The sequence below is a fragment of the Oribacterium sp. Sow4_G1_1 genome (assembly GCF_052116105.1).
Taxonomy (GTDB): Bacteria; Bacillota; Clostridia; order Lachnospirales; family Lachnospiraceae; genus Oribacterium.
Window position 1 is genome coordinate 161,336 of sequence record NZ_JBQKLS010000001.1, and the last position, 14,626, is coordinate 175,961.

Consider the following 14,626-nt stretch of genomic DNA (forward strand, 5'->3'; position numbering starts at 1 on the left):
TGTGGCTGACGATGAGTCAGCGAGCGGCAGAGTGCGTTGCGGCGAGGCACAACGCATGCGCGGAGTGATGATGTGGAGGGCCGAAACATCATCATAAAAAAAGGATCGTATCCGATGCTTCGAATACGATCCACTCTATGGAGACAACGGGATTCGAACCCGCGACCTTTGCGTTGCGAACGCAACGCTCTCCCAACTGAGCTATGTCCCCGCTACAGCTGTATATTATAGCGCAGAAAAAGCTGAAACGGAACTGATTTTTTCAGATTTTGCACGTCCAGTCAAACCGCCCCGTTTCGCAAGGGGGTCTGACCACCCTTGCGACCGGCTTAAGACGTTACGAGGATGCCTACCTGAATCCGAGAGGGGTCTGACCCCCTTTCGACCGGCTTAAGAATTCTGCAAGTTTTTCTTCATAGGGTCAGAGCCCGTTAAAACGCGGCAGATGACCTTCACGACTTCGTCCATGTCGATCGTCTTCGCGAGGTGGCCGTTCATGCCGGCGGCGTGGGCGGCGGCGATGTTTCGGTGCCGGATGCCGGCGCTGCGGTCGCAGCGCTCGTCTGCTCTGCATAGACCGGCGTCGCGCCCGCGCTCAGCGTGAGCAACAGCGACATACAGAGCAGCAGTGTAAAAAATGTTCGCGTATGATATTTTAGAGTACTGCGCTTATATAAAAAACAGTTTTTCATAATGAAATTACGAATTCCAGACCTCATCACGTCCCCCATCGGCGCAGCCGTATAGCTCTCTGTCCCTGCACCGGACATACTTATGTACATTATAACATGTTTTATAGTGAATATATACTTCGCATTTCCCTGGGGCTTAGCCCGAAGTTTTCGCACCAGTAACAAAAAGCAGCCTCCTAAACGGAGGCCACTTTAAATCGGTGAATCTATACTTTCCATCTTAAGCCACTATGCTTGATTTCATTTCCGGCATCATTGGACATCACATAGTATGTATCTGCTCCATTCAGTAACGATATGGAGATATACTGCGCATTGTCACGTGTATCAAAGGTCAGTTTAAAAAGATCAAAGACAGGATCACCCAGCTGGCAGTTCAGCAGCCGGCTCATCTCTTCATTTGCTTTCCGAACCTTTAATACCCGATAATACTTTTTGGGCTTCACGCCATAGTCCTTCTCCAGTATCTCAATTAGCGAAAAATCCTCTGTTAATTTTTCGAAAATTCCAGGGAAACGTTTAAGCGGAATATAACTGTTGTCAATCATAATCGGCTTTTTATCCGCATACATGACCCGCTGTAAAAAGATTACATCATCGTCCGGATCGATTTCCAAATCACCGGCATACTCCTTTTTAACCTTGATAATCTCTTTTTTTATAACTTCCGATCTTGCGCTTTTTCCATTTCGTCGAATTGACTCGTGAAAGCCTAAGGTTTCCTGATCCAGTCTGGCCGCGTTGTTTTCTTCGCCTATCACAAACGTTCCCTTCCCCTGTCGTTTGATCAGTACATTTTCATCGCACAGCTCTTTGATCGCTCTACGCACTGTGATTCGACTGACACGGTACTGCTCTTCCAGCTCCGGCTCGCTCGGCATACGATCTCCCGGTGCATATTTTTTTCTTTCAATGTCTCTCCTGATTGAAATTTTCATTTGTTCGTATAACGGAATTGACGTATTCTGATCCAGCATCGGCTATTCTCTCCCTTAGTTTATTTTCTCTTGTAATAGTCTTCTTTCCTTGAACCTGCTAATATAAGGAAATCCCAAGCTCTGTAGTATCTTCTCCGCCTCCTGGATTCCTGCACCAACATCCTGTCTGCGATGTGCATCCGACCCAAGCGTTATGATGGTTCCGCCCTCGTCCTTGTACCACTTTATAAGAGTATTCGATGGAAACTGTTCATGTACAGCCTGTCGAAGTCCTGATGTATTGATTTCAATCCCTTTATTTCTGCGTACTAAAATCCGGAACAGTTCCCTGACCGCCTCTTCGTCATCCTCTAAGCGAATGCTGATTCCCTGTCCGGCAGCATAGCGCTTGATCAGATCCACATGACCGAGACAGTCGAAGTCTCCCGTTTCAGCAATTTTCAGTAGTCCTTCCAGATATCGCCCTTTTAAGCTATCACAACTTACATTATGGTAATCGTATCCTTTCAAATCCAAATTGTCAATTTTATGAAAGGACGCAATCACAAAATCAAACGGATAGGTAGCTGTAATGAAGTCTGCGGCTTTCTGCTGCAGATGAATCTGTCCTAATTCGGTTCCAAAACCCACATAGAGACGGTCTTTATACTTTTCTCTGCATTCCATGACCGAATCCAGACATTGATCCAGATATGCAGGATCAAACGCCGCACGCCCATAATCATCGGTGAATAACTCATAATGATCCGTGACCATGATTTCCGTAAGCCCGGCATCCACTGCACCTTGACAGATTTCATCCAGTGGCTCACTGCTATCCGGAGAATTTTTACAGTGTACATGATAATCCATATGAAGCATAGTATATCTCCTCTACCTTTTTACATAATCACGAAAGAAAGTCATGGATTTATCATCTATCAGCATGCTTTCCATACATCAAAATGGACTGTTGTCATGTCAACACCAGTCCATTCTTCTTACAGTTCATTATTGCAAAACTCACATCGGATGTGGATGTCCGAAACCGCCACGAATCGTACAGGTAAGCGCAGAACGCTCTGCCGCATAATCGAGTGCCTCTTCCATCGTTTTTCCATCACCATGTGCTGTTAAGAAACCGGCGATGAAGCTATCTCCTGCACCCATGGTATCGATGGCTTCTACTTTTTTGATTCCCTGATGATATACCTTCTCTCCATCATAGAACATCGAGCCCTTCGATCCTCTGGTAATGCCTACAATTTTCGTTCCGAATGTATGCACATGCTTTAAAAGCGCTTCGCACTCTTCTTCCGTCATGTCCGAACCGGAGAAAAACGCATAGCTTACATATGGGCAGGTTCTCTTCAGATACTCCTCATCCTTTTTATCTGAGAAATCGAAGGAAACTGCGCAGAGTTCCGCCAGTGCCGGAAGCTCATACTCTAAGTTCGAGTAGCAGCTGGTATGGCAGATATCATACTCCTTGATGATTTCCTCATCTTCCTTCACGATTTTAATCGAGAATAGATGCTGACAGCTGTCACGAACGCCTGCTGCAAACACACGGTCTCCATCCTTCAGGTACACTCTCGGCTGAGCCGAATGTGCATATACCTTTCTGGATCGGTCATACGTAACACCCTCTTCTGTCAGGCACTGCTTAATATAATCTGCACGCTCGTCATCACCGAAAACGCCGATGTAATTTACTTTTTCCGCTCCGTTTTTCTTACAGTTTACAGCTACGTTCACTGCATTGCCGCCTGGAAAATACACACCCTCATCCATATAGCAATCCGTTACATTGTCGCCGATTGCGATTAATTTCATATCTTCTCAAACCTCCATATTCATGTCCGGCACTCTGTCCCATTACTTATCACACTAACCTGTCGATTATCTGCTTGAAATCAGCCCTTTACAGATCCTGCCATCATGCCTCGAACGAAGTTCTTCTGCATCGCGATAAACAGAATCATGATTGGGAGGCAGGCGATCACCATACCAGCCAGAACAACGCCCCATTCTGTCATGAGTCCGTCACTGAAGGCCATCAGACCTACCGGAATGGTTCTGAGTTTTGAACTGTCTACAAAAATCGTCGCAAAAACGAATTCATTCCATGCATAGTACGTCGTCATGATGACCACAGTTGACATGATCGGCTTCGAAAGCGGCAGATAAATCTCTTTATAAATCTGGAACAGTGTTGCTCCGTCCAGGATGGCTGCCTCTTCCATTTCTTTTGAAATACCGATAAAGAACGAGCGGATCAGCATGATGGAAACCGGAAGACGGAACGCAATGTATGGTAAAATCATCGCACCCAGGGTGTTCTTCAGCTTTAACGCCTTCAGCAGCATAAACAGCGGAAGCAGACATACCTGTGGGGAAAGAAGGAGTCCGCACAGACAGAATAAAAATACAAAATTTCCAAGCTTTCCCTTAATCTGACATACGCCGAATGCTGCAAAAGAAGAAACAAATACTACGCCTGCCAGAGTCGCGATCGTAACAATCAAGCTGTTTGCAAAATACTGGGAAATACCCTTATTCCACGCCGTTACGTAATTTTCCCAGAGCCATTTTTTCGGAAGTCCCCATACATCTCCATAGATTCCCTGATAGTCCTTAAAGGAAGACATCAGAATCCAGCACAGAGGATAAATAATCAGGATTGCTAAAATACAGAGCACAACAAAACATAGTACTTCGCCTACTCCGATTTTGTTTCTATTTTGCTGTATTTTACTCATCGCCATTCTCCTTATCCGTTCCATAACTAAAGAACTGTACGGAAGATAATACGGCTGTAATCACGAAGATCAGCATCGCAATCGCGGATGCATACCCCATATTCTGCTTGATGAATCCCGTCTGATACATGTGCAGAGACAGAACCATCGTTGCGGTACCAGGACCACCACCCGTTAAAATATACGGCTCGTTAAAGACGGTAAATGCACCCACGACGGTTAAAATCATGGTTACAAAGAACATCTGCTTTACCTGCGGAACGGTGATATAGAAAAACCGTTCGATTTTACTTGCGCCATCAACCTCAGCAGCCTGATATAAATCATGCGGAATCTTCTGAATCGCCACGATAAACAGCATGGTCGTATATCCGGTACTCTGCCACTGCGATACCGCAATGACTGCATACATCGCTGTTTTTTTGCTTCCCAACCAGACTTTCGCGAGATTATCTAGTCCAATCGCCTGTAAAAAGCTGTTCAGCAATCCCATTTGAGGATTATAAACAAATTTAAATAGCAGACACACAACGGTCATCGAAATAACCGTCGGGATAAAATATACACTTCTGAAAAACGGGGCAACTCGCTGGAATACGACGTCCTCCAGCACTGCCGCCAGAACGAGGCCGAATCCTACCTGTATGATAATGGAAATTAATGCATAAAGAATATTATTTTTCAGACAGGCAAGGATAGTCTTGTCGGTAAAAAGCTGCTGATAATTTGCCAGTCCTACCCATTCCTTGGTTACCGAAGAAAGTGTAAATGACTGGAAGCTGTAGATAATATTTTTAATCAGTGGGAAATACACAAAGATACCGAGTATCACGAGTGCTGGTATTGCAAAAATAAATGCTTCTAAATTTTTCTTCTTCGTCAAAATCATCCATCCCATCTTTTCATCACGTCCGAAGCAGGTGATTCCCTGCCTCGAACGGATTCATATTTACTATTTTACGACCATCGGGCCGCGTGTTTCTTTAATGTAAGGATGCTGCAGCCTGCTGTACTTCCTGCATACCGCTCTCCGGTGTTTCATCACCTGTCGCAATCGCCTGTGCTACCTGCTGGTATACGGTATATACGCCAGGATCGCATGCATTATCAAACCATGGGGTGAGCTTGCTTGCGTTCTTGATGATATCCATCGCCTCTAACTGTGACGGCAGTGCATTCGTCTCATCTACTGCACCTGCAACAGAGGAAAGATCACCGCTCTGTGTTGTCAGAGCCTCTCCGCCCTTCTTGCTTACCAGCCACTTTAAGAACTTCTGGCACTCTTCCGGATTCTTCGCCTTATTGCTGATCATGAAGCCTTCCGGTGCACCGGTCAGCTCCTTCGGATCGCCCTTGCCATCCTCAAATGCAGGGAAATTAAAGAATCCATACTCGAAATCATCCGGAAGGGACTTCTCAAGCATCGGAATCTCTGCAAACTGCAAATACATGATCGGCGCCTCACCGGTTGCAAAATAGGTGTTTCTGGCGGTCTCATGATTAATCGCGGTGCTGGTCTCTCCCATATAGGATGTTAACTGCTGCCATTTCTTCAGCACTTCAGTGTAACCAGGATCTGTAAACTCTCCGGTTGCAGGATCATAATCCTTCGCCAGCGTCTCCGGATCGATCATTCTCTGGTTCATCGTGCCTAAATAATGCAGGGACTCGAAGCCATCAGACAGACCCGCGATGATCGGAGTCTCATAACCTGCTGCCTTTAGCTGATCCAGTACAGCGATGAACTCATTCCAGGTTGTCGGAATACTGATATTATTCTCTTCAAAAACCTTCTTGTTGTAATAGAATACCTTACCATCCTGTGACCATGGTACTCCGTAGATCTGTCCATCAAATGTGAATTTTTCAACACTCGCCGGTGCGATCTGCGAAGACCAATCCTTATCGGACTCATACATATCGTTTAATGAGGCAACATTGCCGGAAGCGATCATCTCCTGTGCAAATGTTCCTGACCAGGAAGAGAAAATATCCGGCACTTCATCTGTACTTACAATCATACGGATTTTTTCTTTATACTGATCATTCAGAATGCAATCCATGTTAATGGTTACATTCGGGTTCTCATCCATATATTCCTGAACCAGCTCCTTAAACATCGAGTTCTTCGGATCATTCGGCCAGCGGTGGAAGAAATTGATCACAACCTTTCCGTCATCCGTTGCCGCTGCGCCGTTGGCTGCCGTCGTTGTATCCGTTCCGGAACTGCTACCGCAAGCTGCTAAGGAAAGTCCCATTACTGCTGCCATAAGTGCAGCAAAAGCACGCTTCATTTTCATATGTCGCTTTCTCCTTATCTGTATTTATGACAGAACGACGGAAATCCTGACTCATCTTCCTGTCAGAACCCCCGTCGTTCTTTCGTCCTTATATCTGATTAGTATTCCATCTTCCACATATAACGGCGAACGCCAAGGTCATGACCTCTCTGATATGCAAACTCATCTGCAAGTGAGCGAAGAACAGCGCCTGCTACCAGTGGTGCAAAGTACTCTCTTACACTCTCTGCAATGCCGGTCATATCGAAGTCCTCACAATCAATCAGCATAATGCAATCAGAATATTTCTTACAGAAATTGTATGCTCTCTCATCCAGCGGTCTGGTAGAACCGATGCCCTTCACGATGATAAATGGTACGTCAAAATCAGTTACCTCGAATGGGCCGTGGAAGTACTCACCACTGTGAATGCAATTCGAGTGGATCCACTGCATCTCCATCAGCAGGCAGATTGCGAAAGAATATGTCTCGCCATAGCAAGCGCCGCTGCCCATGGTGTAAATCATCTTCTCTCTCTTATACTTCTTGCCCCACTCCTTCAGCTTATCAGCATACAGAGCCTTTGCCTTCTCGAGAACATCATTGATATTCTCTACAGATGCGATACCTTCCTTATACTTATCGCACGGAGCAACTGCATCCAGAATACGGAAAACCAGAGAATATAATACAGCCTTATTCAAATCACTTGCATCTGCATCCTTGCCCCAGTCATAGTGGATCGGATATTCTGCTGCGTTCCACAGTGGAGAATCCACAAGGTTCGATAATGCGATCGTCGTTGCACCCATGGATCTTGCCATCTCGGTTGCCTTGACAGTCTCTGGTGTATTTCCCGAATGAGAACATGTAATAACGACGGAATCCTCGCCTAATGCCTTCGGCACTTCATGTACAAACTGGTTCGATGTATAGATACCTGACGGGGTCTCCAGCTCCTTATCAAACATAAACTGTGCCGGCATCATAAATGCCTGGGAACCACCACATGCTACGAAATAGAAGTGGTTAATGTGCTTCTTTGCTGCAACGGCCGCAACGGCCTTGTTGATCTGATCAATGTGCTCCTGCTTCATAATTATTCCTCCAAATTTGCCATAGTGCTTCACTGCTTTAAGACGTCTTATAATGTACTGTCATCATATAACGTTATATAGTGACTGTCAATATGTTTTTACTCAATTTTGAGGATTTTTTTACAAAGCATGTTTAAAAAATGCAGATTTTATGTTTATTTTGCCTAATTTTTGTAATTCTGCCATGCGAAAATTCACTCTGCATTTTACTCCAGCCATATCTGTGCGGCAATAAATTCCTGTTGCACGAATTTTTCGATATATAAATGAAGCCGGCGGGATCTCCCGCCGGCTTCGGATACTTCGATCTTTGATTTTCAGTTCCGATACACATCCCTGTCCGGACCCCCTGCTTTTTCCTCCATGACCTGTCGCAGGTGCTCCGGAATTCAGAAATGCGTCGTACATTTCCTGGAGTACATCGCAGGCGCTCAGGCATTTAGAAATGCTTCGTACATTTCTTTCAGTGCGTCGTAAACGCTGTACTCCGGGGTCCAGCCGAGCTCTTCCGTGATGCGGCTGTGGTCGCAGCAGATGCGTGGCTGGTCGGACGGACGGAAGCGTGCCGGGTCGACTTCGATGGAGATCGACTGGTGGCTGAGCTTCGTGACGTACTGAAGCAGCTCCGTCAGGTTATATGCCGTGCCGGAGCCGACGTTATAGATGGCGCGGCAGTCGTCATGCTCGACGATCATGCGGTATGCGCGGACGATGTCCTTCACGTGGCTGAAGTCACGCTCGATGTTGAGATTGCCGACCTGGATGGTGCCCGGCTGCCCGCTCTTCTCGATCGCCGCCACCTGCTTACAGAAGCTCGGGAGGACGAAGGAATCGCGCTGGCCGACGCCGGTGTGATTAAACGGACGCACGCAGTAGACCTGAAGTCCATAGTGCGCGCGGTAGAGCGCCGCGAAATTTTCCTGCGTCACCTTCGAGATGCCATACGGGTTGCTGGCGTTGAGCTCCGTTTCCTCATCGATCGCCTGCTCTGTGATCACGTACTCCTCGCTGGAGCCGACGAAGAGGATGCGCGGCTTCTTCTCTGCCTTTCGTGCGGCCTCGAGGATGTTGAGCGCACCGACCACGTTCACCTCGATCGTCGTCTGCGGGATGCCCCACGAAGCCCCGACGCTGCTGATGGCGGCGAGGTTAATGACGACGTCCGGGCCGACAGCATTGACCAGCGATTCAACTTCTTCCGCGTTCAGAAGATCCGCCGGGTGGAACGCGACCTCCGGCGGCAGCTGCCCGCGCGTGGCCTTATCACTCCCGACCACGGCGTAGCCATGCTCGAGAAACTCGCGCGAGAGGTAGCTTCCGACGAAGCCGCCCGCGCCAAAAATCAGGACTTTTTCCATATACTTCTCCATATAAATCACATGAGCAGGCCGACGTTTCGATCTGCGCCACCTGCCCATACTCCTGTTTCTCTGTTCACTCCGATGGCCCTGCCGGCCATTCCTGTCGACGTCCGATCTTACTGGAGCCCTGCTTCCTTCTTCGCAAGCTGGAGGTCATGCTCGGCCATGATCCGGCAGAGCTCCTCGTAGCTGGTCTTCTGCGGATTCCAGCCGAGCTTCGTTCTCGCCTTCGTCGGATCACCTAAGAGGTTTACGACATCGGTCGGACGGTACCACTTCGGGTTGACGCTGACGAGCATCTTGCCGGTCTTCTTATCGTAGCCCTTCTCGTCGATGCCCTCGCCGCGCCACTCGAGCTCGATGCCATCATGCGCAAATGCGAGGGTGGTGAACTCACGAACGGTGTGCTGCACGCCGGTCGCGATGACGTAATCATCCGGCTCATCCTGCTGAAGAATCAGCCACATGCACTCGACGTAGTCCTTCGCGTAACCCCAGTCACGGAGAGAATCCAGGTTGCCGAGCTCGAGGTGGTCCTGAAGACCACAGGCGATACGGCCGGCAGCAAGCGTGATCTTACGCGTTACGAAATTGTCACCGCGACGCTCAGACTCATGGTTGAAGAGGATGCCGTTGCAGGCGAAGATGCCATAGGCATCACGATACTGACGCATCATCCAGAAGCCGTACTGCTTCGCAACCGCATACGGGCTAAATGGATGGAACGGGGTCGTCTCGGACTGTGGAACCGCCTCGACCTTACCGAAGAGCTCGGAAGTGGATGCCTGGTAAACACGACAGGTCTTATCGAGACCCGCGGTGTGTACAGCCTCGAGGATACGAAGCACACCGAGTGCATCGACGTCACCGGTGTACTCGGCGGCCTCGAAGGACACCTGTACATGGGACTGCGCCGCGAGGTTGTAGATCTCATCCGGCTTCACCTGAAGCACGATACGGATGATGCTGGAGGAATCAGACAGATCGCCCTCATGGATGATCAGCTGATCGAGGATGTGGTCGATGCGCTCAGTCGTGGAAACCGACGCACGACGGATGATGCCGTGCACCTCATAGCCCTTCTCCAGCAGAAGCTCTGCAAGATAGGAACCATCCTGACCTGTGATACCTGTAATTAACGCCTTTTTCATATATGTCTCCTGTTCTTTCTATGGAAGAATCTTTTTCATGTGTGGACTGGCCATACTTTCACATAGTGTATCACATGTCGGCGAGGATTCCATACCTTAAGGCGAAAAAAGGCGCTGAAAAGCCGGCGGGATATCCCGCCGGCTCCTTACCTACACCGCGTGCATCGCGTCTGCATTGCTAAGAAGCGACATCACTCCATGTATGCGCCCTTCATCGGGCTGACGGCGTGCTGAGCATAGAGCTTCAGCAGGCCCTTCGTGTACTTCTGTGGCTTCGGCTGCCACTTCGCGCGACGCTCGGCGAGGATGGCCTCCATCTCTTCCGGCGTCTTCTTCTCACCCTTGACACCGACGATGGCGAGCAGGCGCTGCTCCACATCGATCTGGATGAGATCGCCCTTCTCCACTAGGGCGATCGGTCCGCCGACCGCGGCCTCCGGGCTGACATGTCCGATCACCGGACCACGGCTCGCGCCGGAGAAACGACCATCCGTGATTAGTGCGACACTGGATGCGAGCTTCGGATCCGCGCAGATCGCCTCACCGGTGTAGAACATCTCCGGCATGCCGCTGCCTCGCGGTCCCTCGTAGCGGATGAAGATCGCATCGCCCGGCTTCACTTCACCGTCAAGTACGGCGGCAATGCAGGCTTCCTCACTGTCATATGGCTTCGCGGTCAGCGTCGCCTTCATCATCTCCTTCGGGCAGGCCGTATGCTTGATGACACAGCCCTCTGGTGCCAGGTTCCCCTTGAGGATGGCAATGCTGCCGTTGGTGCCCTTTGCGTTATCGAAGCTGTGGATGATATCCTCGCGGGTAACCTCACGGTTCAGTCCAGCCGTCTTCTCCTTCAGGATCTCATCGCAGTGCTCGTAGAAGCCGTTCTTCTTCAGCTCCTCGAGGTTCTCACCGAGGGTCTTGCCGGTGACGGTCATGACGTCGAGGTGGAGCATCGACTTGATCTCCTCCATGACGCGTGGCACGCCACCTGCATAGTAGAAGTACTGTGCAGGCCAGTCGCCGGACGGACGGATGTTCAGAAGATAATGTGCGCCACGGTGCATACGGTCGAAGGTCTCCGCATCGATCTCGATGCCGAACTCATGTGCGATGGCCGGAAGATGCATGGTTGCATTGGTCGAACCGGAAATCGCGGCATGGACCATGATCGCGTTCTCGAAGCTCTCCTTCGTCACGATGTCCTTTGCGGTGATGCCCTTCTTCACAAGCTCCATAAGCTGCTTGCCAGCATCATACGCTGCCTGCCGGAGCTCTGGAGCAGTGGCTGGCATCAGAGCGGTGCCCGGAAGCATCAGCCCGAGGGCCTCTGCCATGACCTGCATCGTGGAGGCGGTGCCCATGAAGGAGCAGGCGCCACAGCTCGGGCAGGCGTTGTGCTTATAGTAATCGAGCTGGCTGTTCGGGATCACGCCGGTCTTCTCCCAGGCGTCGAACTTGCCGATCTGCTCGAGGGTCAGAAGCTCGTTGATCGCGCAGGCAGGATCGTTAACGACGTACTCCTTCGGAAGGGTATGCGCCTCCATAACACCACCGGTCACAACGATGGCACTCATGTCCTTGAGACGACCGATGCTCATCAGCATGGCCGGCATGGACTTATCACAGCTTGCGATGAAGACACCGCCGTCATATACGCTGGCGTTTGCCTGTGCCTCCACGAGGTTTGTGATCGCATCGCGGTGTGCGAGTGAGTAATTGATGCCGTCATGGCCCTGTGCGATGCCATCACACATATCGGTTGCGAAGTAACGGGCCGCCTTACCACCGTTTTCGTTGACAGCCTGCACCGCCTGCTTCACGAACTGATCGAGGTGCGCGCTGCCCGGATGGCTGTCGCCGAAGGTGCTCTCCACCATGATCTGCGGCTTACCGAGGTCCTCGACCTTCCAGCCCATACCCATCTTCAGCGGATCATTCTCCGGAGCCAGTGTACGTACTTCCTGTGAACGTAATTTCATTTTCTTATCCTCCTGATACTCTACCCATCTGACGTTTCCAATCCACGGCAGAGCTACGCCCGAAGAGCTCTCCGATGCGCAACTCATCTGCAGATACCCGTGGCGGGCTACGTCTTTCATTCTATGATACTTCTATTCACTTCTATTCACTTCTGAATCAGCGTAAAGGTCTTCGCTGTGTTGTCTGCCTTGATCACCGGCATCGGAAGTCCGGCATACATAAGGCTCGCACCACTTAACTCTAGGCCGAGCTCCGGGATCGTGTAAACCGCAGCTTCGTTGAGACCACGCAGCTTGATGTAAATGATGCCCTTGTTCGCGCTGGTACGTCGCTGTACGAAGCTGAAGACGGCGCTCTTCTGATCATCCGCCACCGACATGAAGGCGACGAATTCATGCCCCACGCCGGTCAGACGGTAGTACTTACCAAACGCGCTTGTCAGCGCATGCTCCTGATAGTACTGAATCTGGCGCTTCACAGCTTCCTTCTCTTCATCATTCAGCTCATTTGGATCGAGCTCATAGCCGAAGGTGCCGTAGTAGGCAAGCGCGGCTCTCGTATCGATCGATACGCTACGGCCGGTCTGCTGGTTCGGGCAGACAGAAACATGTGCCCCCATCACAGATGGTGGATAGAAGAAGGAGGTACCATGCTGGATACTGATCCGTTCGATGGCATCTGTATCATCGGAGCACCAGATCTGCGGTGCGTAGTACAGAACACCCATATCGAAACGTCCGCCGCCACCACAGCAGCCCTCGAAACGAATCTGCGGAAAGGTCGTGGTGAGCTTCTCCATCAGCTTATAGAAGCCGAGCACATAACGGTGACAGAGCTCACCCTGTCGTTCTGCCGGCAGTGCCTGTGAAAAACGATCGGTCATGCTGCGGTTCATATCCCACTTGATGTAGTCGATTTCCGCGTCCTTGAACTCATTATAAATCTGATCAAATATGTACTCGACGACTTCATCGCGACTGTAATCGAGAATCAGCTGATACCGCTGCCTGGTCGGCTTTCTGCCTGGGATAGCGATGCACCAGTCCGGATGCTCTTCATAAAGCCGGGAGTCTTCACTTATCATCTCCGGTTCGATCCAGATGCCGAACTTGAGTCCGAGACCATGAATCCGCTTCGAGAAGCCGGCGATGCCGCTCGGAAGCTTTTCCAGATTGCACTGCCAGTCACCGAGTCCACGGAACTCATTCGTTCTTCGCCCAAACCAGCCGTCGTCCATGACGAACATCTCGACGCCGAGCTCCTTACCTGCACTTGCGATCTGCATAAGCTGCTCTTCATCGAAGTCGATCATCGTCGCTTCCCAGTTGTTGAGGAGTACCGGACAGCGCTGATTCTCGAACTGTCCCGGAATCAGGAAGTGCCGTACGACATCATGATAATGATGGCTTAATCCGGTGAGACCTGCTGCGCTGAAAGACATCACTGCCTCCGGGGTCGCAAAGGTTTCACCCGGATTCAGCTTCCAGTAGAAGGTGTCCGGATGGATGCCGGCCACCACACGTGTCTGCTTGAAGTCATTGACCTCAACCGTAATCTGGAAGTTTCCACTGTAGACGAGGGCGACGCCATAGCAGTCACCAGCCGTCTCCGTCGTCTCGTGATCACATAACACGATGGTCGGATTATAGTAGTGACTCGAAATGCCACGGATACTGTCCACGACGGTCTTGCCATGACGGACCGGTGTTCGCTGTGCATTTCGCTCATGTCCCCAGCTGCCGTAAAAATCGATCTGGTCCATCTCATCGGTCGGGAAGCTGAGGCAGGTGGAGTGGGCTGCATGCAGTGTAATTTCGGTATCTTCGAGATTTCGAATCACCGCATGTCTCGTGATGACATCACAGCTCTCCAGTACACCGTAGAACAGGGTCACTTCTACCTTCGTTGCGACATCCTGCAGTACGACCTCGAGCGTCATCCAGTCATCCCCCTTGTTCCGAAGAGATGGCATGCCTTCGATCGTATACTTCCCGTTATAGATGCGATGCGAAACGTAACGAAAATCAATACAGTTGGATCCATCTGCGTGGATGATACTGCATGCAGATGTCTTGAAATCAGATACGCCGAAGCCAGGATACTCCTGCTCGAGTACGTCGAGACACAGTGTACGGTCCTGCTTCATCTCATACGGATTCGCCTCGAAACCATGGCGAAGGCGGACCGGGATGTAATCCACGGCCTCCTCCACTCTCCTTCCGTAATATAAATGCTCCAGAAATCCGAATTCCGCCACGCGGAACTGGTAGCTGGTGTTCTTTGTTTTTAACAGAAACACCTTTTTTTCTTCATTAAAAGTGATGCCCATAACGGCCTCCATCTATTTCTACAACGATAGCCAGGCCTCGACAATTACTTCTATTTCA

General features: G+C 50.1%; 12 protein-coding genes and 1 tRNA gene. All 13 read right to left on the reverse strand.

What is annotated here, in order from left to right:
• Positions 1-138: 138 nt before the first annotated feature.
• Positions 139-211 (reverse strand) — tRNA-Ala (locus ACTQ52_RS00775).
• Between the two features lie 283 nt (positions 212-494).
• A complete protein-coding gene (locus ACTQ52_RS00780) occupies positions 495-719 on the reverse strand; it encodes a hypothetical protein (protein WP_441981497.1) in 225 nt (74 codons plus the stop codon).
• A gap of 179 nt (positions 720-898) precedes the next feature.
• Positions 899-1,669 carry a GntR family transcriptional regulator gene (locus ACTQ52_RS00785; protein WP_410043083.1) on the reverse strand — a complete coding sequence of 257 codons (771 nt, stop codon included), beginning with the start codon at positions 1,667-1,669 and terminating at the stop codon, positions 899-901.
• Between the two features lie 15 nt (positions 1,670-1,684).
• Complete coding sequence (locus ACTQ52_RS00790) at positions 1,685-2,491, reverse strand: histidinol-phosphatase HisJ family protein (protein ID WP_410043084.1); 807 nt, start codon at positions 2,489-2,491, stop codon at positions 1,685-1,687.
• A gap of 141 nt (positions 2,492-2,632) precedes the next feature.
• Positions 2,633-3,445 (reverse strand): PfkB family carbohydrate kinase, encoded by an 813-nt coding sequence (locus ACTQ52_RS00795; RefSeq protein WP_410043085.1) that lies wholly within the window; start codon positions 3,443-3,445, stop codon positions 2,633-2,635.
• An 80-nt stretch (positions 3,446-3,525) separates the two neighbouring features.
• On the reverse strand, positions 3,526-4,371 hold the full coding sequence (locus ACTQ52_RS00800) for a carbohydrate ABC transporter permease (protein ID WP_441226559.1): 846 nt from the start codon (positions 4,369-4,371) through the stop codon (positions 3,526-3,528).
• The gene (locus ACTQ52_RS00805) at positions 4,364-5,254 is read right to left on the reverse strand and encodes a carbohydrate ABC transporter permease (protein WP_410043087.1); all 891 of its coding nucleotides are present in this window, start codon (positions 5,252-5,254) and stop codon (positions 4,364-4,366) included. Before ACTQ52_RS00805 ends, ACTQ52_RS00800 begins: the two co-directional genes overlap by 8 nt.
• Positions 5,255-5,354: 100 nt before the next feature.
• Complete coding sequence (locus tag ACTQ52_RS00810; protein ID WP_441981498.1) at positions 5,355-6,671, reverse strand: ABC transporter substrate-binding protein; 1,317 nt, start codon at positions 6,669-6,671, stop codon at positions 5,355-5,357.
• Between the two features lie 98 nt (positions 6,672-6,769).
• Complete coding sequence (locus tag ACTQ52_RS00815; RefSeq protein ID WP_441226561.1) at positions 6,770-7,747, reverse strand: SIS domain-containing protein; 978 nt, start codon at positions 7,745-7,747, stop codon at positions 6,770-6,772.
• Positions 7,748-8,178: 431 nt separating this feature from the next.
• Positions 8,179-9,105, reverse strand: coding sequence for a GDP-mannose 4,6-dehydratase (locus ACTQ52_RS00820; protein ID WP_441981499.1), 927 nt, complete (start codon positions 9,103-9,105; stop codon positions 8,179-8,181).
• Positions 9,106-9,224: 119 nt separating this feature from the next.
• A complete protein-coding gene (gene gmd, locus ACTQ52_RS00825) occupies positions 9,225-10,259 on the reverse strand; it encodes a GDP-mannose 4,6-dehydratase (RefSeq protein ID WP_441981500.1) in 1,035 nt (344 codons plus the stop codon).
• 191 nt (positions 10,260-10,450) lie between these two features.
• On the reverse strand, positions 10,451-12,238 hold the full coding sequence (gene ilvD, locus ACTQ52_RS00830) for a dihydroxy-acid dehydratase (protein WP_410043092.1): 1,788 nt from the start codon (positions 12,236-12,238) through the stop codon (positions 10,451-10,453).
• Between the two features lie 146 nt (positions 12,239-12,384).
• Positions 12,385-14,568, reverse strand: a complete 2,184-nt coding sequence (locus ACTQ52_RS00835) for an alpha-galactosidase (RefSeq protein ID WP_441981501.1) — start codon at positions 14,566-14,568, stop codon at positions 12,385-12,387.
• Positions 14,569-14,626: the final 58 nt, after the last annotated feature.